The sequence below is a fragment of the Sphingomonas colocasiae genome, from assembly GCF_019880585.1.
Classification (GTDB): domain Bacteria; phylum Pseudomonadota; class Alphaproteobacteria; order Sphingomonadales; family Sphingomonadaceae; genus Sphingobium_A; species Sphingobium_A colocasiae.
Genome location: NZ_JAINVV010000015.1, coordinates 162,952 through 183,918, shown reverse-complemented (window position 1 = coordinate 183,918; position 20,967 = coordinate 162,952). Strand labels below are relative to the sequence as shown.

General features: G+C 66.9%; 20 protein-coding genes. 12 read left to right on the top strand and 8 right to left on the bottom strand.

Annotated features, from left to right (window positions below):
• Positions 1–22: 22 nt before the first annotated feature.
• Together K7G82_RS28645 and K7G82_RS28640 are read right to left on the bottom strand one after the other, a co-directional pair.
• Positions 23–379: a GntR family transcriptional regulator gene (locus tag K7G82_RS28645; RefSeq protein WP_222993815.1), complete on the bottom strand. Its 357-nt coding sequence runs from the start codon at positions 377–379 to the stop codon at positions 23–25.
• 38 nt (positions 380–417) lie between these two features.
• Entirely contained in the window at positions 418–1,005 is a 588-nt protein-coding gene (locus K7G82_RS28640) for a nitroreductase family protein (protein WP_222993813.1), read from the bottom strand.
• 175 nt (positions 1,006–1,180) lie between these two features.
• On the opposite strand from K7G82_RS28640, the gene K7G82_RS28635 reads away from it, so the two are divergent.
• From K7G82_RS28635 to folP, 10 genes are all read left to right on the top strand, one after another.
• On the top strand, positions 1,181–2,941 hold the full coding sequence (locus K7G82_RS28635) for a peptide MFS transporter (RefSeq protein ID WP_222993854.1): 1,761 nt from the start codon (positions 1,181–1,183) through the stop codon (positions 2,939–2,941).
• Positions 2,928–4,331, top strand: a complete 1,404-nt coding sequence (locus tag K7G82_RS28630; protein ID WP_222993811.1) for an amidohydrolase — start codon at positions 2,928–2,930, stop codon at positions 4,329–4,331. The genes K7G82_RS28635 and K7G82_RS28630 overlap by 14 nt, the downstream gene beginning before the upstream one ends.
• Complete coding sequence (locus K7G82_RS28625) at positions 4,328–5,626, top strand: amidohydrolase family protein (RefSeq protein ID WP_222993809.1); 1,299 nt, start codon at positions 4,328–4,330, stop codon at positions 5,624–5,626. Before K7G82_RS28630 ends, K7G82_RS28625 begins: the two co-directional genes overlap by 4 nt.
• 11 nt (positions 5,627–5,637) lie before the next feature.
• On the top strand, positions 5,638–6,309 hold the full coding sequence (locus K7G82_RS28620; protein ID WP_222993807.1) for an NnrU family protein: 672 nt from the start codon (positions 5,638–5,640) through the stop codon (positions 6,307–6,309).
• A gap of 61 nt (positions 6,310–6,370) precedes the next feature.
• Complete coding sequence (glmM, locus tag K7G82_RS28615) at positions 6,371–7,711, top strand: phosphoglucosamine mutase (RefSeq protein ID WP_222993805.1); 1,341 nt, start codon at positions 6,371–6,373, stop codon at positions 7,709–7,711.
• Positions 7,711–7,938 carry a DUF1272 domain-containing protein gene (locus K7G82_RS28610; RefSeq protein WP_222993803.1) on the top strand — a complete coding sequence of 76 codons (228 nt, stop codon included), beginning with the start codon at positions 7,711–7,713 and terminating at the stop codon, positions 7,936–7,938. Before glmM ends, K7G82_RS28610 begins: the two co-directional genes overlap by 1 nt.
• Positions 7,935–8,690 carry a bifunctional hydroxymethylpyrimidine kinase/phosphomethylpyrimidine kinase gene (gene thiD, locus K7G82_RS28605; RefSeq protein WP_343228672.1) on the top strand — a complete coding sequence of 252 codons (756 nt, stop codon included), beginning with the start codon at positions 7,935–7,937 and terminating at the stop codon, positions 8,688–8,690. The genes K7G82_RS28610 and thiD overlap by 4 nt, the downstream gene beginning before the upstream one ends.
• The gene (locus K7G82_RS28600) at positions 8,687–9,244 is read left to right on the top strand and encodes a ribonuclease HII (protein WP_222993800.1); all 558 of its coding nucleotides are present in this window, start codon (positions 8,687–8,689) and stop codon (positions 9,242–9,244) included. The genes thiD and K7G82_RS28600 overlap by 4 nt, the downstream gene beginning before the upstream one ends.
• A 186-nt stretch (positions 9,245–9,430) precedes the next feature.
• The gene (locus K7G82_RS28595) at positions 9,431–10,543 is read left to right on the top strand and encodes a site-specific DNA-methyltransferase (RefSeq protein ID WP_222993799.1); all 1,113 of its coding nucleotides are present in this window, start codon (positions 9,431–9,433) and stop codon (positions 10,541–10,543) included.
• A gap of 38 nt (positions 10,544–10,581) precedes the next feature.
• The gene (folP, locus tag K7G82_RS28590) at positions 10,582–11,670 is read left to right on the top strand and encodes a dihydropteroate synthase (RefSeq protein ID WP_222993798.1); all 1,089 of its coding nucleotides are present in this window, start codon (positions 10,582–10,584) and stop codon (positions 11,668–11,670) included.
• A 16-nt stretch (positions 11,671–11,686) separates the two neighbouring features.
• Here folP and K7G82_RS28585 read toward each other — a convergent pair whose 3' ends face one another.
• Both K7G82_RS28585 and K7G82_RS28580 read right to left on the bottom strand, forming a co-directional pair.
• On the bottom strand, positions 11,687–12,232 hold the full coding sequence (locus K7G82_RS28585; protein WP_222993797.1) for an RNA 2'-phosphotransferase: 546 nt from the start codon (positions 12,230–12,232) through the stop codon (positions 11,687–11,689).
• A gap of 43 nt (positions 12,233–12,275) precedes the next feature.
• Positions 12,276–14,519 carry a TonB-dependent receptor gene (locus K7G82_RS28580; RefSeq protein ID WP_222993796.1) on the bottom strand — a complete coding sequence of 748 codons (2,244 nt, stop codon included), beginning with the start codon at positions 14,517–14,519 and terminating at the stop codon, positions 12,276–12,278.
• A gap of 102 nt (positions 14,520–14,621) precedes the next feature.
• Between K7G82_RS28580 and K7G82_RS28575 the strand changes: the two genes are divergently transcribed.
• Positions 14,622–15,635, top strand: coding sequence for a serine hydrolase domain-containing protein (locus tag K7G82_RS28575; RefSeq protein WP_222993794.1), 1,014 nt, complete (start codon positions 14,622–14,624; stop codon positions 15,633–15,635).
• 55 nt (positions 15,636–15,690) lie between these two features.
• On the opposite strand, the gene K7G82_RS28570 is transcribed toward K7G82_RS28575, so the two are convergent.
• The gene (locus K7G82_RS28570) at positions 15,691–16,305 is read right to left on the bottom strand and encodes a TetR/AcrR family transcriptional regulator (RefSeq protein ID WP_246623956.1); all 615 of its coding nucleotides are present in this window, start codon (positions 16,303–16,305) and stop codon (positions 15,691–15,693) included.
• 120 nt (positions 16,306–16,425) lie between these two features.
• On the opposite strand from K7G82_RS28570, the gene K7G82_RS28565 reads away from it, so the two are divergent.
• Positions 16,426–17,640, top strand: coding sequence for an MFS transporter (locus K7G82_RS28565; RefSeq protein ID WP_222993792.1), 1,215 nt, complete (start codon positions 16,426–16,428; stop codon positions 17,638–17,640).
• Here the strand turns inward: K7G82_RS28565 and K7G82_RS28560 are convergent.
• The 3 genes from K7G82_RS28560 to K7G82_RS28550 all read right to left on the bottom strand — a co-directional run bounded on the left by K7G82_RS28560 (position 17,624) and on the right by K7G82_RS28550 (position 20,953).
• Positions 17,624–18,838 carry a serine hydrolase domain-containing protein gene (locus tag K7G82_RS28560; RefSeq protein ID WP_222993790.1) on the bottom strand — a complete coding sequence of 405 codons (1,215 nt, stop codon included), beginning with the start codon at positions 18,836–18,838 and terminating at the stop codon, positions 17,624–17,626. The two genes, K7G82_RS28565 and K7G82_RS28560, sit on opposite strands and share 17 nt — an antisense overlap.
• Before the next feature lie 82 nt (positions 18,839–18,920).
• Positions 18,921–19,685, bottom strand: coding sequence for an SDR family NAD(P)-dependent oxidoreductase (locus K7G82_RS28555; protein ID WP_222993788.1), 765 nt, complete (start codon positions 19,683–19,685; stop codon positions 18,921–18,923).
• Entirely contained in the window at positions 19,682–20,953 is a 1,272-nt protein-coding gene (locus K7G82_RS28550) for an MFS transporter (RefSeq protein WP_222993786.1), read from the bottom strand. Before K7G82_RS28550 ends, K7G82_RS28555 begins: the two co-directional genes overlap by 4 nt.
• Positions 20,954–20,967: the final 14 nt, after the last annotated feature.

The following is a 20,967-nucleotide window of genomic DNA, read 5'->3' as shown; positions in this document are numbered from 1 at the left end:
CGGCTTTGCCGGTAATCGGAAGTCAGGCTTCGGTGCGTTCCAGCAGGTCGGACGCGCGCAGGCCAAGCCGGTCGATATGCTGGTGGATGCGCGGCCAGAGCTGGGTGAGGAAGCTCTCGCGCTCCTCGTCGCGCAACCGTTCAAGCGCGCCTTCCGCGACGAACATGCCGACGCCGCGACGGACGGTGACGAAGCCGCGATCCTGCAGGCTCTGATAGGCCTTGGCGACGGTCAGCGGATTGGCGCCGTGCTCGGCGGCGAAGGAGCGGACCGACGGAAGCTGGTCGCCCTCGACATAGTCGCCGTCGAGGATCATCGCCGAGATCATGCCTCTCAGCTTGAGATAGACCGGGGTGTCATCGCCGTTGATCGCTGTCATGCTGATATAATACACAAAGACGCGAAAATGGCAACGCTTCAATCGCCGGGCGGCGTCCAGCGCGTCAGCGTCGATCCCGGGGCGGGGCGGGGACGTTCCTCCAGCGCGCGCGACGGCGAGCCGATGAAGATGAAACCAGCGATTTTCTCTGGATGTGCGCCGAACGCGTCGCGAACCGCCTCGCTATAGGCGGGCCATCCGGTCAGCCAGCCGCCGACATAGCCATGGGCGTGAACGGCATGGAGCAGGTTCATGCACGCGGCGCCCGCCGACAATTCCTGTTCCCAGGCCGGGATCGTCGCCGATTCGCGCGGGCAGAACAGGGCGACCACCAGCGACGGCGCCTGGCGCGCATATTGCTCCATCGCCTCGATCTCGAGCCGACCCGCCTCGGGGCGTTCGGCGCGATAGGCGGAGACGATGACGCGGGTGAGCGCGTCGCGCTGGTCCGCCGCCACGCTGACGAACCGCCAGGGTGCCAGCTTGCCGTGATCGGGCGTGCGCGAGGCCAGTTCGACGATGGCGGCGAGCTCGTCGTCGCCCGGCCCGGGCGCGACCATGTCGCGGGGCTTGCCGGAGCGGCGGGTGGCCAGATGGGTGAGGAGCGACGTGCGGTCGTTGAACATGGTCGCTCCCCTATCAGGCCGTCGCATTTGCAACAATGGCTTCACAGACGCGATTTCGGCGCTAGTTTCCCCCGCACATCGCGCCGGCTCAACCGGCGTGACCGCTCTGCAAGGGGGAGCGCCTGAAACCATGACCACCATCAACGACGAACCCGTCGAACCGGGCGCGGCGCCGATGGATCCGACGAAAGCCGGGATCCATCGGGAGGCCGGCACCTGGTTCGGCCATCCGCGCCAGCTCGCCCGGCTGTTCACAACCGAAGCCTGGGAACGCTTCGGCTTCTATGGCATGCGCGCGCTGCTCACGCTGTATCTGACCCAGCATTTCCTGTTCAGCGATCGCGAGGCGACGGGGCTCTATGGCGGCTACACCGCGCTTGTCTACCTGACGCCCCTGGTCGGCGGTTATCTGGCGGACCAGTATCTCGGATCGAAGCGCGCGGTGAAGTTCGGCGCGATCATCATGTCGCTCGGCTATCTGCTGCTGTGCTTCGGCGGCGAGACCGCAAAGCCCTATGCCAATATCGACGGGCAGCGCTACGAGATCCAGGTCGATCGCCCGGCGGGCGGCAAGGAGGTCCAGTATCTCGTCGACCAGGGCAAGCGGCTGGCCATCAAGGGCAATGAGGACGGCACCGTCTCGCTGCTCGGCGAAGGCGGCGCGGTCGAGCGCACCGTCGCCAAGGGCGGCTTCGAATCCGGCGGCGATCGCAGTCCCTTCCATGTGATGATCATGCTGATCGCGCTGTCGATGGTCTCGGTGGGCAACGGTTTCTTCAAGCCCAATATCTCGACCATGGTCGGCCAGCTCTACGAGCAGGGTGACCGGCGGCGCGACGCGGGCTTCACCATCTTCTACATGGGCATCAATCTCGGCTCGTTCTTCTCGCAGCTCCTGTGTCCGATCCTCGCGGTCACGATCGGCTGGTGGGCGGGCTTCGGCCTGGCGGCGCTCGGCATGTTCTGCTCGTGGATGCTCATCCAGTTCGACGGCGGCAAGCTTGCCGGCTTCGGCGAACCGCCGGAGGGCGTGCGGGATCGGTCGCTGACCATCTATGCCTGCGCCATTCTGGGCGTGCCGCTCTTCTATTTCCTCTTCACCAACCTGATGGCCTCGACCCCGCCGGAGCCGGGATCGGGCCTGATCGGCTATGTCCTGTCTCTGCCGCTGATGGGCAAGCTGCTGTTCGGCACCTTCCTCATCGCCGTGCCCGGCATCCTCATCTGGTCGGCGCTCAAGGGCAGCAAGGCCGAGTTCCAGATGATGGTCGTCGCGATGGTCCTCATCGTCTTCAACGTCGTGTTCTGGACGCTGTTCGAACAGGCAGGCTCGTCGCTCACGCTGTTCGCCGATCGCAATACCGATCTCAGCGTGTTCGGCCTGTTCAGCATCACCGCGCCGCAGACCCAGTTCTTCAATCCGCTGTTCATCGTGCTGTTCGCGCCGGTGCTGAGCATCCTCTGGTCCAAGCTCGCCGCGCGCGGGCTGGAACCGAGCATGCCCGTGAAGTTCAGCGTGGCGCTGATGGGCGTGGGCGCGGGCTTCCTGCTGCTCGTCTGGGGCACCGGCTTCGCCGATGAGGGCTTCCAGGTCGCGATCTGGTGGCTGGCGGGCCTCTACCTCATCCATTCGCTCTCGGAACTGTGCATCTCTCCGGTCGGGCTGTCGATGATCACCAAGCTCTCGATCGCGCGCGTCGTCGGCCTGATGATGGGCGTGTGGTTCCTGTCGATCTCCGTCGCGCAATATGTCGCCGGCGTGGTCGCGCAGATCGCCAGCGTCGATACGGTGGGCGGCCAGGTCACCAACCTCAAGGTCAGCCTCGACACCTATGTCGGCGTGTTCTGGACGATCGGCCTCTGGTCCGCCGGCATCGGCGTCCTCCTCCTTATCCTGTCACCCCTCATCAAGAAGTGGATGCATGGTGTTCAATAAGCATCTGAACGTACTTTCCGCGACGATCCTGCTCGCGGCCTGCGGCGCGTCCGAGCCGCCGGCGACGGCGAGCGACAAGCCCGCGCCCGCGAAGGCGGCGCCGGCACCTGTCGCCGATCCCTATCCGTCGACCTACAAGGCCTATCCCGGTGTCGCGACCGTCATCCGCGGCGCGACCGTCTTCGACGGCGAGGGCGGCCGGATCGAGAACGGCACGGTCTTCCTGTCCGAAGGCAAGGTGACCGCGATCGGCGGCCCCGATACGCCGATCCCCGCCGATGTCGCGGCGATCGACGGTCGCGGCAAATGGGTGACGCCCGGCATCATCGATATCCACAGCCATCTTGGCGATTATCCGTCGCCGAGCGTCCAGGCCAATTCGGACGGCAACGAGGCGACGAGCGCGGTCACCCCGCAGGTCTGGGCCGAACACAGCGTCTGGCCGCAGGATCCGGGCTTCAGCCGCGCGCTCGCCAATGGCGGCATCACCGCGCTCCAGATCCTGCCGGGATCGGCCAATCTGTTCGGCGGCCGTTCGGTCGTGCTCAAGAATGTGCCGGGCCGCACCGTGCAGCAGATGAAGTTCCCCGGCGCGCCGCAGGGGCTGAAGATGGCGTGCGGCGAGAATCCCAAGCGCGTCTATGGCAGCCGCAACCAGCTTCCCTCCACCCGGATGGGCAATATGGCGGTCAACCGCCACACCTGGATGCGGGCGACCGAGTACAAGCGCAAGCGCGACAAGGGGGAGGCGCAGCCGCGCGATCCGTCGATGGACACGCTGGCCGACGTGCTCGACGGCAAGATCCTGGTTCACAACCATTGCTATCGCGCCGACGAGATGGCGTTCGTGATCGATATGTCGAAGGAGTTCGGCTACAAGGTCTCGACCTTCCACCATGCGGTGGAGGCTTACAAGATCGCCGATCTGCTGCGGCAGAACGGCATCTGCGCGGCGATGTGGTCCGACTGGTACGGGTTCAAGATGGAATCCTACGACGCGATCAAGGAGAATATCCCGCTGGTCCACAATGCCGGCGCCTGTGCGATCGTCCATTCCGACGACGCCAACGGCATCCAGCGGCTGAACCAGGAAGCGGCCAAGGCGCTCGCCGATGGCCGGCGCATGGGCATCCAGGTCTCCGACGAGGTCGCCTGGACATGGCTGAGCTGGAATCCCGCCAAGGCGATGGGGATCGGCGATGTGACCGGCAGCCTGAAGCCGGGCAAGAATGCCGATGTGGTGCTGTGGAATGGCAATCCCTTCAGCGTCTACACCCGGCCCGACCGCGTCTGGATCGATGGGGCGCTGATGTATGATGCGGGCGATCCGAAACGCAGGCCGGTGAGTGACTTCGAACTGGGCCAGATCGGCGAAGGAGACGTGAAATGAGGGCTCTCCTTCTGGCTTGCACTGCGCTGATCGCGGCGCCCGCAGCGGCGCAGACCGTCGCGATCACAGGCGGAACCGTCGCGATCGGCGACGGCAGCGCGCCGATCGAACGCGGCACCGTGGTGGTCGCAAACGGACGCGTCGTTGCGGCCGGCGCCAATGTCGCGGTGCCTGCCGGGGCGCAGGTGATCGACGCCACCGGCAAATGGGTGACGCCCGGCATCGTCGCGGGCTTCACGCGCATGGGCATCGTCGAGGTCGACGGCGTCAGCCAGACCAGCGATGTCGCCGCCAACAACAGCATCTGGTCCGCCGCGATCGACATCGTGCCCGCGATCAATCCGCGCAGCACGCCGATCGCGATCAACCGGATCGAGGGCGTGACCCGCGCGGTCGTGTCGCCGGGCACCGGCGCGACGATGTTCGCCGGCCAGGGTGCGGTGATCGATCTGGGCGCGGACATGGATGCGGTGACCCGCCCACGCGCGTTCCAGTTCGTCGAATTCGGCGAAACGGGTGCGCGCGAGGCGGGCGGCAGCCGCCCGGCGGCCTTCCTCCAGTTCCGCTCCTCGCTTCAGGCCGCGCAGGCCTATGCGCGCAATCCGGCGGGCTATGACGGCGACAGCAAGGATGCGATCCTGCCGCGCGCCGACGCGGCGGCGCTGGTGCCGGTGGTCAACGGCGCGATGCCGCTGCTCGTTCATGTCGAGCGTGGCAGCGACATCCTGGCGGTGCTGGGGCTTCGCCGCGAATTCCCGGCGCTGAAGCTCGTGCTCGTCGGCGCGGTCGAGGGCTGGACGGTCGCGCGCGAGATCGCGGCGGCGGGCGTGCCCGTCATCGCCTCCGCGCTCAACGATCTGCCCGACAGCTTCGAGACGCTCGCCGCGACCCAGTCCAATATCGGGCGGATGAAGGCGGCGGGCGTGAAGGTGTCGATCGGCATGATCGGCGACAATGAATCGCGCATGGCGTTCCAGTCGACCCAATATGCGGGCAATCTCGTCGCGCTCGGCAAGGTGCCGGGGGCGACCGGGCTCGATTGGGCGGCGGCCTTCGCCACGATCACCTCCGCCCCGGCAGAGGCGATCGGCCTGGGCGGCGAGATCGGTTCGCTCCGCGCGGGCCGTCGCGGCGATGTCGTGCTGTGGAACGGCGATCCGCTGGAACTGTCGAGCGCGGCCGAACGCGTCTGGATCGACGGCGTCGAGCAGCCGATGGAATCGCGCCAGACCAAGCTCAGGGATCGCTATCGCACAGCAAGCGAAGGGCAGCTTCCCAAGGCCTACGAGCGGTAAGGAGATACGGCATGACTCCGATGGCTTCCCTGATCGCCGCGTGTGTCGCGTTCGTGGGAAGCCATTTCCTGCTGTCGCATCCGCTGCGCGCGCCGCTTGTGGCGCGGCTGGGCGCGCGACCGTTTCTCGGGATATATTCGCTGGTCGCGCTGGCCAGTCTCGTCTGGATGGTGATCGCCTATCGCGCGGTACCGCCTCAGGCGCCGCTATGGGCGCCGCCCGATTGGGGCTGGATGCTGGCATCTTTGGTGATGCTGTTCGCCGCGATCCTGTGGGCCGGATCGCTGGTCGGCAATCCTGCGATGCCGGAAGCAAAAGTGACCGATTGGGCGCCGCGCGGCGTGTTCGCGATCACGCGGCATCCGATGATGTGGTCCTTCGCGCTCTGGGCGATCGTTCATGGCTGGATGTGGGCGACGCCCGCCAATCTGGTGCTGACCGCGTCGATCCTGATCCTCGCTCTGGGCGGGGCCGCGGGGCAGGATGCCAAGAAGGCGAAGCTGATGGGGGCGAACTGGCGGGGCTGGGTGGCGCGCACCGCCTTTTTCCCCTTTGCCGGGCGTGCGGCATTGGGCGCGATGTGGCCGCGCTGGCCGGTGGTCGCCGGCGGCGTGCTGCTGTGGCTGGTCGCCACCTGGGCGCATGGCCCGCTCGGCGGCATGGCGGTCGGCCTCTGGCGTTAGGCTTGCTCGGCAGCTACCCGGGCAATGCAAAGTTCGAATCGCGTAGAGGAAGACCAAGCCAGTGACTCGCAGATTCTTCGGCACCGACGGTATTCGCGGCCGGACCAACGATTGGCCGATGACCGCCGAGATCGCGATGAAGGTCGGTATGGCGGCGGGCGCGCATTTCCTGCGTGGCGATCACAAACACCGCGTCGTCATCGGCAAGGATACGCGCGTTTCCGGCTATATGATGGAATCGGCGCTGGTGGCGGGTTTCACCAGCGTCGGCATGGATGTCGTGCTGGTCGGGCCGATGCCGACGCCGGCGGTCGCCATGCTCGTGCGTTCGATGCGCGCCGATCTGGGCGTGATGATTTCGGCCAGCCACAATCCGTTCGCCGACAACGGCATCAAGCTGTTCGGGCCGGACGGCTATAAATTGTCCGACGAGGACGAGGCCGCGATCGAGGCGCTGATCGATGCGCCCGCGCAACTGGCGCCCGCCGCCGAGATCGGTCGCGCCCGCCGTGTCGAGGATGCGCGCGGCCGCTATATCCATTTCGCCAAATCGGCCTTTCCCGATCATCTGCGGCTCGACGGGCTCAAGATCGTGGTCGATTGCGCCAATGGCGCGGCCTATGCAGTCGCGCCCTCCGCGCTGTGGGAGCTGGGCGCGGAGGTGATCGCGCTCGGCGTCGAACCCAACGGCCTCAACATCAATCGCGATTGCGGATCGACCGCCCCGCAGACGCTGCAGGAAGCCGTCGTCGCTTCCGGCGCGCATATCGGCATCGCGCTCGATGGTGATGCCGACAGGCTGATCGTGGTCGACGAGGCCGGCGCGATCATCGACGGCGATCAGCTGATGGCGCTGATCGGCACCAGTTTCGCGCGCGCGGGCCGGCTGACGGGGGATGGCGTCGTCGCCACCGTCATGTCGAACCTCGGCCTGGAACGTTACCTCAATGCGCAGGGGCTGACGCTCGAACGGACCAAGGTGGGCGATCGCTATGTCCTCGAACGCATGCGTGCCGGCGGCTTCAATGTCGGCGGCGAGCAATCGGGGCATATCATCCTGAGCGATTATGCCACGACGGGCGACGGACTGGTCGCCGCGCTGCAGATCCTGGCCGAACTCGTCGAATCGGGCAAACCCGCGAGCGAATTGCTGCGGCTGTTCGAACCGGTGCCGCAATTGCTGAAGAATGTCCGCTTCAAGGGCGGGAAACCGCTGGAGGATGCGAACGTCAAGGCGGTGATCGCCGATGCGGAGGCCGAGCTGGCGGGCAAGGGCCGGCTGGTCATCCGCCCGTCCGGCACCGAACCGGTGATCCGGGTGATGGCGGAGGGTGACGATGCCGCGCAGGTGGAGACGCTGGTCGATCGCATCTGTGACGCGGTGAAGGCCGCCGCCGCCTGATGCTCGCCATGCGCCCGGATTGCGAACGCTGCGGTCGCGACCTGCCACCACAGGTGGATGATGCGTTCATCTGCTCGTTCGAATGCACCTTCTGCAGCGATTGCGCGGGTGGTCCGCTCGCTGGATGCTGCCCAAATTGCGGCGGCGACCTGCGGCCGCGTCCGACCCGCGCCGCCCATCTGCTGGAGAGATTCCCGGCATCGACGGAGCGGAAGCACCAGGCGTGACCGCGCGCATCCTGATCATCGCGGGCTCGGATTCGGGCGGCGGCGCGGGCATCCAGGCGGATATCAAGACCGTCACCATGCTCGGCGGCCACGCCATGACCGCGATCGCCGCGATCACAGCGCAGAACACGCTGGGCGTCACCGGCGTTCATGCCATCCCCGCCGATATGGTGGTGGCGCAGATGGATGCGGTGATCGACGATATCGGCGTCGATGCGGTCAAGATCGGCATGATCGGTTCGGCCGAAACCGTGGAGGCGGTGGCGGACCGGCTGGAGGTGCTTGCGGGCGTGCCGATCGTCTTCGATCCGGTGATGATCGCGACGAGCGGTTCGGTGCTGGCGGACGATGCCACGATCGCCGCTTTCGGACGGCTGATGCGGATCGCGACACTCGTCACCCCCAATGCGCCCGAGCTCGCGGCGCTGGGCGGCGATCGCATCGCCTGCGACTTCGGCGTGACCATACTCGCCAAGGGCGGCGACCTGCCGGGCGCCATGGTGGTCGACCGGTTGCTCGGTCCCGATGGCGAGATCGCCCGTTGGAGCGATACCCGGATCGAGACGCGCCACAGCCATGGCACCGGCTGCACGCTCGCCAGTGCGATCGCGACCGGATTGGCGCAGGGCCTGGCGCTGGAACCCGCGATCGCGCGCGCGCGCGCCTTTGTCCGCGCGGCATTGCGCGCGGCGCCCGGGCTCGGCGCGGGGCATGGCCCGATGGGTCATCAGGCGGTAAGGCTCGAATCATGATCGCGGGTGTGGACGAGGCGGGGCGCGGCCCCCTGGCGGGGCCGGTTGTGGCCGCGGCGGTGATCCTCTGTCCGGAGGGCATCGCCGGCGTCGATGACAGCAAGAAGCTGACGGGCCCGCGCCGCGAGGCGCTGTTCGCCACGATCACCGCGCACTGCACCGTCGGTGTCGGCATCGCCAGCGTCGAGGAGATCGACGAGATCAACATCCTCTGGGCGACGATGCTGGCGATGACCCGGGCGGTCGAGGCGCTGGGCGTCGACCCCGCCGAGGTTCTGGTCGACGGCAATCGCTGCCCCAAATGGCGCTATCCTTCGCGCGCGATCGTTGGTGGCGACGCGCTGGAACCCTGCATCTCGGCCGCGTCGATCATCGCCAAGGTAACGCGCGACCGGATGATGGTGGAGGCCGACGCAGCGTTCCCCGGTTATGGCTGGGCGTCGAACAAGGGTTATGGTGCGCCGCAGCATCTCGACGCGTTGCGCCGATTGGGGGCGACGCCGCTCCATCGACGGTCCTTCGCGCCGATTTCACAACTTTCATTGTCGATTTGAGTCTTTTTAACCACACCACAAGCGCTTGAGTCACGAGCTTCGCGCAAAACCTAGATCATGTGGGGGACTCGTTTCGTTCCGCATCGCCCATTGACTCTTGAAACAATTTATTAACCAACCTTTGCTTGACGTGAGACTCGCGCTGACTCAGGGTCCGCCGCACGAACAAATTCAAGCGGGGTTTTCATGGGGGTTATCGAGCGGATCAGACACAATGTGGCAGCAGTCGAGCTGCCGCTGGATCGGATCCTGAAGGGCGATTGCGTCGAGCATATGCGCGGCCTGCCCGACAAATCGGTGGACATGATCTTCGCGGATCCGCCGTATAATCTGCAATTGGGCGGCGACCTGTTTCGCCCCGATGGCAGCCAGGTCGACGCCGTCGACGATGACTGGGACAAGTTCGACACCTTCGCCGCCTATGACCGCTTCACGCGCGATTGGCTGACCGAGGCGCGCCGCATCCTGAAGGACAATGGCACCCTGTGGGTGATTGGCAGCTATCACAATATCTTCCGCGTCGGCACCGCCGTGCAGGATGCCGGCTATTGGATCCTCAACGACATCATCTGGCGCAAGTCGAACCCGATGCCCAATTTCAAGGGAACGCGCTTCACCAATGCGCATGAGACGCTGATCTGGGCGTCGAAGGGCGAAAAGGCGCGCTACACCTTCAACTATCGCGCGATGAAGACGCTGAACGACGAACTGCAGATGCGTTCGGACTGGGAATTCCCGATCTGCGGCGGCCAGGAGCGATTGAAGAAGGGCGGCACCAAGGTCCATCCGACGCAGAAGCCCGAGGCGTTGCTCTATCGGATCCTGCTTGCCTGCACCAAGCCGGGCGACGTCGTGCTCGATCCCTTCTTCGGCACCGGCACCACCGGTGCGGTCGCCAAGCGGCTCGGCCGGCGCTGGATCGGCATCGATCGCGAGGGCCTCTATATCGAAGCTGCGCAGGAGCGGATCGCGGCGGCGCTGCCGCTCGACGAATCCGCCGTGGTGACGATGCAGTCGCCGCGCGCGCAACCCAAGGTCGCCTTCGGCCTGCTGATCGAGAACGGCCTGCTCAAGCCCGGCACCGTGCTGACCGATGCGCGCCGCCGCTGGCGGGCGACGGTCCGTGTCGACGGATCGCTGGAAGCGGGCACCGAGAGCGGATCGATCCATAAGCTCGGCGCGGCGTTGCAGGGCGCGCCGTCGTGCAATGGTTGGACCTTCTGGCATTATGAGGATGCCAATGGGCTGAAGCCGATCGACGCGTTGCGGCAGACCTATTTGCTGGCAACCCAGCCGTGACGATCGCCGGGCTCCCCGCCTTGGGGAGCGGAGCGAAAGTGTATCTGCGGCCGATCCAGTTCGTCGACAGCCCGGTCGGGCGCGACGGACAGGTGGATCGGCTCGCGGGCGGGCTGAACTGGTTCGCAGGTTATGAGTTGATCCTGGTCGAGGGCGGCGCCCGGGTTTTCGAAGCGCAATTGCCCGTCGCCGGGGTCGCCGATGCGATCGCGGCGCTGCCTGATGCATTGGCCGAAAGCGCCACCGCATTCCGCGCGCGGCTGACCGCGCCGCGCGCGCCGTTGTCGCTGGGCGAGCGGGTGATCCGCTTCGATCAGCCGCAGGTGGCGGGCATTCTCAACATGACGCCCGACAGCTTTTCCGACGGTGGCGCGCATGTGGATGATCCCGTCGCGGCGGCGGGAGCCGGCGTCGCGATGGCGGCGGCCGGCGCGGCGCTGATCGATGTCGGCGGAGAGTCCACACGCCCGGGTGCGGCGGCGGTCTGGGAGGGAGACGAGATCTCGCGTGTCGTGCCCGCGATCGAGCGGCTTTCGCTGGCCGGCACCGCGGTGTCGATCGACACGCGCAAGGCCGGGGTGATGGAGGCCGCGATCGAGGCCGGCGCGCATATGGTCAACGATGTCGCGGCATTGCTGTGGGACGATCGCGCGCTGGAGGTGGTGGCGAAGGCCGGCTGCCCTGTCGTGCTGATGCACTCGCCCGATCCCAAGGCCGGCGGGCATGGCGAGCATCGCTACGCCGATGCCGTGATCGAGGTCTATGACTGGCTGGAAGCGCGGATCGACGCGGTTGTCGCCGGCGGTGTGGCGCGCGAGAAGATCCTGATCGATCCGGGCATCGGCTTCGGCAAGACGGTGCAGAACAACCTGCAACTCATCAACGCGCTGGCGCTGTTCCAGGGGCTGGGCTGCCCGCTGATGCTGGGCGTCAGCCGCAAGCGCATGATCGGCGCGCTTTCGGGCGAGGCACCGGCGGACCAGCGCCTGGCCGGATCGATCGCCCTCGCATTGCGCGGCGCCGATCTGGGCGCGCAGATCCTGCGCGTGCACGATGTTACCGAAACGGTACAGGCGATACGGGTGTGGCGCGGGCTGCGCGATGCGGCGATGATGCCGCGCTTGTAAAACTTTGAAGCCGGGATCAGCCGGCCGGCGTCTCGATATGATCGGGCGGCACCCGGGCGGTCAGCCAGACCTGGTTGGACGTCAGCAGGAAGCTCTGTCCCGTCGCGTGCAGTGCCGCAGCTCTGATCGTGAGAATGACTGGCGCTCCACGTCGCGCGCCGACGCGGCGCGCCGTCTCGATATCGGGCGAGAGATGGACATGATGGCGACGCATCGGCTTCAGCCCATCGGTCAGGACGGCGGGCAGGGCGGACTCGACGGTGCCGTGATAGAGATATTCCGGCGGCGCGGTTTCGGGCCAGTCGAGTTCCACCTGCACCGAATGCCCCTGACGCGCACGGATCCGCGCGGCGTCCGCCGAGAGTTCGAAGCGCTGCTTGTCGCTTTCCTCCACGATCCGCAGCAGCCGCTGCCAGTCGCAGCCGGTACCGGCCTGCGCGAGCGCGCCGAGCACGGCGTCGACATCGGTCCAGCCCTGCGCGTCGAGCGTCAGGCCAGCCGCGTCGGGCTTGTGCCGCAGCCACAGCGACAGCATCTTCGATATGCGGACATCGTCGGTCATGGTGTCTGCCCGATACAGGGCGGGCGACGCCACGGGCAATGCCCTACCAGCGCAATCCCGCCTCGATCCCCAGCAGGCGCGGCTGGCTGTAGCGGCGGATCGTGGTGTCGCGCGCGAGATAATGGACCTCGTTGGTCACATTGTTGGCGATCGCCGCGATCGAGAAGCGATCGGTTTCGTAACCCAGCTTCAGGTTGAGCTGCTGGAAATCGTCGAGCGGCACCGAATTGACCCGCAGTTCCTGGAAGCCGCCCCATTGTGCGGTGTAGAAGGCGTTGGCGACGATCGCGCCCTTGCCGATAGGATACCGGTAATTGAGGCTGGCCGAGGCGAGATAATCGGGCACCTGGGGCAGATCGAGCCCGTCATAACGGCCGCTCGTCACCGTGCCGCCCTGCCATGATCCGCTCAATTGTGCGCGCAGCCTGCCCCCGCCCAGGTCGAAACTGGCGGTCAGCTCTCCCTCCACGCCATAGGATCTGGCGTTGCCGGCATTGGTGAGGAAGGTGACGGCCGCGACGGGGCAGGCGGGCAGGGTGATCGCGCAGCCATTGTCGAGCTGGGCGATGAGGTTGTCGAGCGTGTTGTAATAGCCGGCGATCGCGAAATAGAGATTGGACGCCGGATTGCCCTTGATGCCGGCTTCGTAGGACATCGCCTTTTCATTGCCATAGGCGGCGGGGATGACGACGGGCTGGCGCGGATCGCCGAGATTGGTGTTGAAGCCGCCTGCACGATAGCTGCTGCCGACCTTGGCATAGCCGAGCACGCCGAAACCCGTTTTGTAGGACAGGGTGGCGTTGTACGAGATGTTGTCGGGCTTGGTGCCGGCATCGACCATGCGCGCCGCGCCGCCGACATTGGCGCCGGTCACGCGATCGAGCAGCCGCGCCCAGAGCGAGCGGTCGTCCTTGGTGTAGCGGATCTCGCCCGTGGCGCTCAGCGCATCGGTGATGTCGAAACCGAGCGAACCATAGGCGGCATAGGACCGGTAATCGAGTTTGGCGGGCGCGCGCGTGCCGGTGGAGGCATTGGCGGGCGTCGGCGTGCGCGTGGTCGTCACCTGATAGTTGCTGTCGAGGATGACGATATCGGCGCCGGCCAGCCAGTGGAGTCGGCCGTTCGCGGCGGTGCCGTTCAGATAGAGATTCTGGTTGAAGGTCTTTGTGGTGTCGATGACATAGGATGCCGATCCGGTATCGGTATTGACGAGCGGGGAGACCAGGCCCGCCGCCTTGGCGCGTGCCAGTTCCTCCGCGCTGATCGCATCATTGTCGAGATCGTAGCGTGAATGGCGCGCGCGATAGAGCGACGCCCAGTTGAGCGATGTGCCGCCGCCCAGATCGAGCGATCCGAAGATCTGCAGACCCTCCACATTCTGTTCGGCGCGCGGGCGCGTGTTCCAGGGATAGCTGAATTTCTCCTGCGTATAGCCGCCGGGATAGCCCGGCGTGCCCGGCGCGATCGACACCTGATAATGGATGCTGGGGATGATCATCGCCTGGATCTCGGCGAGGAAGGTGACGTCGAGCGCGCCGCTGCGGATCCGCGCCTGGCCGCGCGCGGCGAAGCCGTTCGAACGGTCGAAATAGACGTCGTGATAGGGATTGTAGAAGAACCCCCCGGTCTGGTTGACCGCGTCGGCGGAGAAGCGCAGCGCGACGGTGTCGCTGACCGGGATGTTGGCGGCCGCCTGCAACTGGGTGCTGTCGTTCTCGAAGCTGTAGCGCGCCCGGGCATAGCCGCTGAAACCGAATTCGGGACGGGCGGAGACGATGTTGATCGCGCCGCCCACGGCGTTGCGGCCGTACAGCGCACCTTGGGTGCCGCGCAGCACTTCGACGCGGCCGATATCCATCATGTCCAGCCGCGTGAAATTGCGTCCGCCGATCGCGCCGCCGCCGATATAGCTGCCGTTGCGATAAAGGCCGACGCTGGGGTCGCCATTGGTCGCGCGCGCGGTGGAGGATGCGCGCATCGAGATTTCGGAGGTGACGGCGGAGTTGAGATTGTTGAAGCGGACGCTGGGTTGGTCGGCAAGCAGTTCGCCGCTCGAAAAGGCGCCACCGCGATCGACGAGCGACTGCGCGTCGATCACCGATGCGGCGGTGGGGACGTCGGCCAACCGCTCCTCGCGCCGTCGCGCGGTAACAACGATCTCGCCCTCATTGGCATATTGGCCTTGCGCGGATTCAGTACGTTCGGCGCCCGACTGGGCATGAGCGGGCAGGGTGAAGGCGAGCGCCCCGAACGCCGCGGATGTGAACAGACCCGTGCGGATCGCCATGATGCCCCTCCATATCTCTTTTGCCAATTATTGACATAATTATCGACAATCGGCGGCGGGTGCAATAGGGTCCGGATCGTCGGGTTCAAGGGATATGCCGCCATGGGTTCAACCGTCCTCGCCATATTGCTCGCCGCCGCCTCATCCGCGTCCGCGGAGGTACCCCAATCGGCCGATGCGGCCTGCAGCGCCGCCACCGCCTATTCAGATGCGCGGCGCGGTTTCGCCCTTCTCGTCATGCGCGACGGCAAGGCGATTTGCGATACGCGAACGACGCCGGCGGAGGCACCGCACGAACTCTGGTCGGGCACCAAGAGCTTTGTCGGGATCATGGCGGCGGCGGCGGTGCAGGATGGATTGCTTTCGCTCGACGAGCCGGTGGCGGCGACGATCACTGAATGGGCGGACGATCCGGTGCGGCGGACGATGACGATCCGGCAACTCTTGTCGATGACCAACGGGCAGGGCGGCACGATCGGCAAGCCGCCGACCTATGCCGAGGCGGTCGCCCAGAAACTGTCGGCGACGCCGGGCGAGAAATTCCAGTACGGGCCGGCGCCGATGCAATTGTTCGGCGAGGTGATGCGGCGCAAACTGGCCAAGGCCGGGCAGGACGCCGATTCCTATGCCTATCTCAAACGCCGCATCCTCGATCCGCTGGGCATTCGCGTGGCGGCATGGCGGCGCGGCGCCGACGGTTATGCGCTGCTGCCGCAAGGCGCGGTGCTGACCGCCGCCCAATGGGCGAAATTCGGCCGCTTCATCCTGGACGGCGGCAGGCATCAGGGCCGGATGCTCGTCGATCCCGTCGCCTTCGCCGAACAGTTCAGGGGTAGCACGGCGCATCCCGGCTATGGGCTCACCTGGTGGCTGCCGCATCCATCGGCCACGCCCGATCCGGTGACGGCGGGCAGCGATATCGGCCGCCGTGCGGCCGAATTGCCCAAGGATCTGGTGGTCGCGGCGGGCGCGGGCGACCAGCGGCTCTATGTGATCCCGTCGCGGCGCATGGTCATCGTCCGCCAGGCGCGGCTCGATCTGGCGTCGTTCGGCCCCAATGCCGATCCGGCCCGGCGCTGGTCCGATGCCGATTTCCTGAAGCTGCTGCTCGATTGAGACATGATGATCAGGCTACCGCTGACCGGAGGTTCGGGCCGATGCTTCGAAACCCTCAGGCCGAACGGTGCGGATGCGCGTCCGTCGCCAATAGCCCGTCGAGCAGTGCCCTGAACGCCTGCACCGCCCGTTTCGAGGTGGCAGCCGGATCGTCGGCATTGGCGATCCATTGGGCGGCGTACAGGCCGGCGCCCGTCAGCAGCCGCGCGATGCCTTCGGGATCGATATCGGTCACATAGCCTTCGTGGCGCAGCCGCTGGAGGCTGGCGGTCATCGAACGGACGCACTCGGTCTGCGACGGCCAGGTCGACGGATCGCCGAGCACCGCCGGGCCGTCACGCATGACGATGCGGCGGATCTCGGGCTCCACCGCCATTTCGATATAGGCGATATTCTCGTCGACGAAGCTCTGCCAGGGATCGCTCGCGGCGGCGGCGATCACGCTCAGCCGCGCCGACATTTCGGCGTCGATCTGCGCGATCACCGCCTGGAGCAACCCCTTCTTGTCGCCGAAATGATGATAGAGCGCGCCGCGCGTCAGCCCCGCCTCCGCGGTGAAATCGTCCATCGACGCATCGGCATAACCAACGGTGCCGAACGCGCGGCGCGCCGCGTCGATCAGCTTTGCCCTTGTTTCCGCGATCATTTCGCTGCGCGGCCTGCGCGCCATAGACCTTCCTCCGTCACATACGCGCCGTATATATATTGACATACGCGGCGTATGTCACTAGCTCGCATTTGCATACGCTGCGTATGTAAATGAGTCGGCGCGGCGTGAAGGAGTGTTCCAATGCCCAATCCGTACAGTACGATCTTCGCGGCGCCGGGCGCCAAGGGCTTCGCGGCTGCGGGTTTCGTCGCCCGTCTTCCCTTCGCCATGGCGACGATCGGCATCGTCGCGATGCTGTCGCAGGCGCGCGGCGCCTATGGGCTGGCCGGCGCTGTCGCCGCCACGTTCGCGCTCACCAACGCGCTTGTCGCGCCGCAGGTCTCGCGCCTGGTCGATCGATTGGGGCAGAGCCGCGTGCTGACCCCGGCGGCGGCGCTGTCGGTCGCGGGCTTCACCGGCCTGATCGCGGCGACGCGGTTCGGCGGGGCGGACTGGATGTTGTTCGCATTCGCGCTGCTCGCGGCCGCGATGCCGAGCATCCCGGCGATGGTGCGCGCGCGCTGGACCGCGCTGTATCGCGGCACGCCGAAGCTCCGCACGGCCTTCGCCTTCGAATCGGTCGCGGACGAACTCGTCTATATCTCGGGATCGGCGCTGGCCGTCGGCCTCAGCGTTTCCCTGTTTCCGGAAGCCGGGCCGCTCGCTTCCACGCTGTTCCTGGCCGTCGGCTCCGCCGCCTTCATCCTGCAGAAGCGCACCGAGCCGCCGGTGCAGCCCGTGGCAAGGGACGGTGGCGCGCCCGCGATCGCGCTGCGCCCCGTCCAGATCCTGGCCTTCGCGCTGGTCGCGGTCGGCGCGATCTTCGGCACGGCGGAGGTGACGGTGATCGCGCTCACCGCCGAGTTCGGCGATGCGGCGGCGGCCACGCTGGTGCTGGGCGGCTATGCCGTCGGCTCGCTGTTCGTCGGGCTGGTCTATGGCGCGCTCAGGATCGAGATGCCGCTTTCGCGCCAGTTCGCGATCGCCGTCGCGATCGCGGCGGCGACGACGGTGCCGCTGCTGTTCGTCGGCAATGTCCCGATGCTGGCGCTGGCGTTGTTCGCCAGCGGCGCGGCGGTTTCGCCCACCTTCATCACCGCTTTCGGCCTGGTCGAGCGGCTGGTGCCCGCCGCCAGGCTTACCGAGGGCATCACCTGGGTGACGGCAGGGATCGGCATCGGCATGGCCGTCGGTTCCTTCGCCTCGGGCTGGGTCATCGATGCCTTCGGCGCCGGCAGCGGTTTCTGGGTGTCGGTCGCGGCCGGTGCGGTCGCCGTGCTGACCGCGCTTGTCGGCCAGTGCAGCCTTTCGGCTGCGCGCAGGGCGCCGACGGAGGAGGTTACGGCTTGCGCGTGACCGTTACCAGCGCCTCGCACAGGGCATCGGTCGCCAGGGCGATGCGCGATTCCGCGGTGTCGCGATTGGCGGGGCTGTTCTGGACGCCGCGCGTTTCGGTGTTGAACGCCAGCAGGCTGCCGGCGCGCTGCTCGGGGCAGAAGCTCAGATAGGCGCGAAAGCCGTTCTGGTCGCCATTATGGCCGATCAGGCGCACGCCCTTGCCGCGATCGACGAAGAAGGAGAGCGCGCTCTCGGTGGTCGCCGCCATGCGGCCCTGCGTGAAATCCTCGCTCGCGGAAATCTGCGGCCGCCACATCTCCTCGAGCGAGGATCGCTTGAGGATCAGGTCGTAATCCGCCGTCCGGCGCGGATCGCCGATCAGGAAGGCCAGATATTTCGCCATGTCGGGCATCGGCGCGTTGAGCCCGCCATTGGAGACGGTCACGCCGGTATCGACATCGAAGGGCGCGGCGGCGCGCTTGCCGTCGCGGATGTAATAGCTGTGCGAACGGTGCGGCAGCAGATGGGGCGGGGTGCGATCGAAATAGCTGGCGAACATGCCCAGCGGCTTCAGGATGTTCTTGTCGACATAGACCTCGAAATCCTCGCCCGAAAGCCGCTCGATCACCTGGCCCAGATAGACGATGCCGGGATTGGAATAGCTGAAGCGCGTACCGGGGCGGAAGCCGACCCGGGTATAGGGCATCATCGCCACAAGCTGCGCCCAGCCCCGGGGTTCGAAGGGCTGCCAGTCATGATCGCGCCACGGCCAGGTGGCGCCGCCGAAACCGGCGCTGTGGCTCATCAACTGGCGCAGCGTGATCCTGTCGGTGTCGCCGAAGGGATTATGCACCGCCGCCAGTTCGGGCACGTAGCGGACGATCGGATCGTCGAGCGAGAGCAAGCCGCGATCGCGCAACTGCATGATCGCGATCCCCGTCATCGTCTTGGTGATCGATGCCCAGTGATAGATGGTCTGTGCATCGACGGGCACATGCGCGTCGGCATCCTGTTCGCCCAGATGATCGGCGACCACGGTCGCGCCGTCACGCACGACATAGACGCTGCTGCCCGCGATCCCCGCGCGTTGCACCTCGGTGCGGTGGAGCTTGCGGAAATCGGCGAGCGCCGCATCGAAATCGCCCGGCGTGGCCAGAGCCGGGCCGGCAGCCTGTGAGGCGGCAAGCAGGAGGCTGGCGACAATCCGGCGCGACATGGCGATCCTTTCCCGTATTTGTCCACGGGCTTAAGCGGAGTCGCCTCCTCCAGGCAATGCACCCGTTGGGTGACGATCCCGCCTATTCGGCGGTCCAGCCGCCGTCGACGACCAGGCTGGTGCCGGTGACGAGCGATGCGGCGTCGGAGGCGAGATAGAGCAGGGCGCCCATCAGGTCTTCGACCCGGCCGATGCGGCCGAGCTTGATCTTGCCGAGCACGCTTTGCCTGAACGCCGCATCCTCGAAGAATGGTCGCGTCAGCGGCGTCTCGATAAAGGTGGGGGCGATCACGTTAGAGCGGATGCCATGGGGGGCGAGGTCGAGCGCGAAGGCCTTGGACATGCCCTCCATGCCCCATTTGGACGCGCAGTAGAGCGACCGGTTGGGGCCGCCGACATGGCCCATCTGCGATCCGATATGGACGAGGCTGCCGGGAATGCCTTCCGCGATCATCCGCCGCGCGCAGGCCTGGGCGACGAAGAAGGCGCTGCGCAGGTTGAGGCCCAGCACCGCGTCGAAATCCTCTGGCTCGGCCTGCTGCATCGGCATCGGCCGGTTGGTGCCGGCATTGTTGACGAGGACGTGGAAGGTGTCGCGATCGTCGAAGAAGCCCCGCACCGCATCCACATCGGTCACGTCGAGCGCGACGCCGGTCGCATCACCCCCGGCGTCGCGGATGGCGTTGGCGGCGGCCGCGACCTCGTCGGCGGAGCGCGCGACCAGCACCGTTTGGGCTCCGGCCTCTGCAAGCGCGGCGGCCAGCGCCAGGCCGATGCCGCGCCCGGCGCCCGTGACGAGCGCGCGGCGGCCGTCGAGCCGGAAGCTGGGCGTGCGCGGCAGCGTCATGCCTGCACCGGCACGGCGGCATCGCCGCCATGACCATGGCCGGCCACCGCGCGCGCGGACCGGCGGATCGGGCCGCGCAGCGCGAACAGCAGCGCCGCGCCCGCCAGATAGCAGGGGGCAGAGATGGCGAGCGCGGTATCGTAGCTGCCATGCGCATCGAAGCTGCGGCCGAACCAGGCGACGCCGAACGCACCGGACAGGCCGAGGAAAACGACGCATACGCCGTAGGCGCTGGCATAATTCTTCATGCCGAACAGCCGGGCGAGCAGATAGCCGACGAGATCGATCTCCGCGCCCTGCTGGACGCCGATCAGGATCAATGCGACCGCCGCGAGCGCGACATTGGCCTGGCCCGCCAGCAGCAGCGCGCAGCCGATCGCGGGAACCGCCGCGACGCCCGCCGCGACGAGGTGCGGCGGAAACCGGTCGATCAGCCAGCCGCCGCCCAGACGCGAGGCGATCACCGAGATCGCGAACATCGAGACCAGCCCGGCGGCAAGCGCGGGGGACATGCCGCCATCGGTGAGGATCGGGGCCATCGCGCTCATGATGCCGGTGCCGGCCGCATTGATCGGCAGCAGCGCGAGCGCGAGCAGCCAGAAGCCGCTGCTGCGCCCGATCTCGCTCCAGTTCGCGCCGTCCTGTGCCGGGGGCGGGCCTTCTCCGGGGCCGGCGGTCTGGACATGGTCGCGTTCGCGCACGAGCAGGAAGACGCAGGGTATGCCGATGACGAGCGACAGCGCGGAAAGAAAGATGAAGCCGCTCTGCCAGCCCCAGCCGGCGATGACGAGATGGAGCGCCGGCGTGATGAGCGCGGCGGCGAGCGGCACGCCCGTCATGGTGAGCCCCAGCGCCAGCCCCCGGCTGCGATCGAACCAGCCGGCGACCGCGCGCGAGAAGATCGCGCCGCCGCACGCGATGCCGATCATCGTGTGCAGCATGATGATGACGGTATAGGCGGCGAGCGTGCCCGGCTGGAAGGCGAGCGCCAGGAACGCCCCGGCATAGCCGAGCAGCCCCAGCATCAGCACGCGCCGCGCGCCGAAGATATCGGCGACCTTGCCGATCACCGGCGCCGCGAGCGACCCGAAAAAGGCGGATGCGGATGCGCTGGCGAGCTGCCCGCGCGTCCACCCGAATTCGGCGGTCATCGGCGCCACGAACAGGCTGGAGACATAGTTCCAGACCGGCAGCGCGGTGCCGAGCGCGAGCGCCGCGCCGAACACGACCGGCCAGCCACTGCGCCATTCACTTGCGGTCGTGCTCATCGGCCCCTCCCTTC

What these genes read in the sequence shown, in the direction of transcription:
- K7G82_RS28645 (WP_222993815.1), bottom strand. Translation starts at nt 379, where the DNA reads ATGACAGCGATCAACGGCGATGACACCCCGGTCTATCTCAAGCTGAGA.
- K7G82_RS28575 (WP_222993794.1), top strand. Translation starts at nt 14,622, where the DNA reads ATGGGTTCAACCGTCCTCGCCATATTGCTCGCCGCCGCCTCATCCGCG.
- K7G82_RS28570 (WP_246623956.1), bottom strand. Translation starts at nt 16,305, where the DNA reads ATGGCGCGCAGGCCGCGCAGCGAAATGATCGCGGAAACAAGGGCAAAG.
- K7G82_RS28565 (WP_222993792.1), top strand. Translation starts at nt 16,426, where the DNA reads ATGCCCAATCCGTACAGTACGATCTTCGCGGCGCCGGGCGCCAAGGGC.
- K7G82_RS28640 (WP_222993813.1), bottom strand. Translation starts at nt 1,005, where the DNA reads ATGTTCAACGACCGCACGTCGCTCCTCACCCATCTGGCCACCCGCCGC.
- K7G82_RS28630 (WP_222993811.1), top strand. Translation starts at nt 2,928, where the DNA reads ATGGTGTTCAATAAGCATCTGAACGTACTTTCCGCGACGATCCTGCTC.
- K7G82_RS28635 (WP_222993854.1), top strand. Translation starts at nt 1,181, where the DNA reads ATGGATCCGACGAAAGCCGGGATCCATCGGGAGGCCGGCACCTGGTTC.
- K7G82_RS28610 (WP_222993803.1), top strand. Translation starts at nt 7,711, where the DNA reads ATGCTCGCCATGCGCCCGGATTGCGAACGCTGCGGTCGCGACCTGCCA.
- K7G82_RS28595 (WP_222993799.1), top strand. Translation starts at nt 9,431, where the DNA reads ATGGGGGTTATCGAGCGGATCAGACACAATGTGGCAGCAGTCGAGCTG.
- K7G82_RS28555 (WP_222993788.1), bottom strand. Translation starts at nt 19,685, where the DNA reads ATGACGCTGCCGCGCACGCCCAGCTTCCGGCTCGACGGCCGCCGCGCG.
- K7G82_RS28560 (WP_222993790.1), bottom strand. Translation starts at nt 18,838, where the DNA reads ATGTCGCGCCGGATTGTCGCCAGCCTCCTGCTTGCCGCCTCACAGGCT.
- K7G82_RS28600 (WP_222993800.1), top strand. Translation starts at nt 8,687, where the DNA reads ATGATCGCGGGTGTGGACGAGGCGGGGCGCGGCCCCCTGGCGGGGCCG.
- K7G82_RS28620 (WP_222993807.1), top strand. Translation starts at nt 5,638, where the DNA reads ATGACTCCGATGGCTTCCCTGATCGCCGCGTGTGTCGCGTTCGTGGGA.
- K7G82_RS28550 (WP_222993786.1), bottom strand. Translation starts at nt 20,953, where the DNA reads ATGAGCACGACCGCAAGTGAATGGCGCAGTGGCTGGCCGGTCGTGTTC.
- K7G82_RS28580 (WP_222993796.1), bottom strand. Translation starts at nt 14,519, where the DNA reads ATGGCGATCCGCACGGGTCTGTTCACATCCGCGGCGTTCGGGGCGCTC.
- K7G82_RS28585 (WP_222993797.1), bottom strand. Translation starts at nt 12,232, where the DNA reads ATGACCGACGATGTCCGCATATCGAAGATGCTGTCGCTGTGGCTGCGG.
- K7G82_RS28625 (WP_222993809.1), top strand. Translation starts at nt 4,328, where the DNA reads ATGAGGGCTCTCCTTCTGGCTTGCACTGCGCTGATCGCGGCGCCCGCA.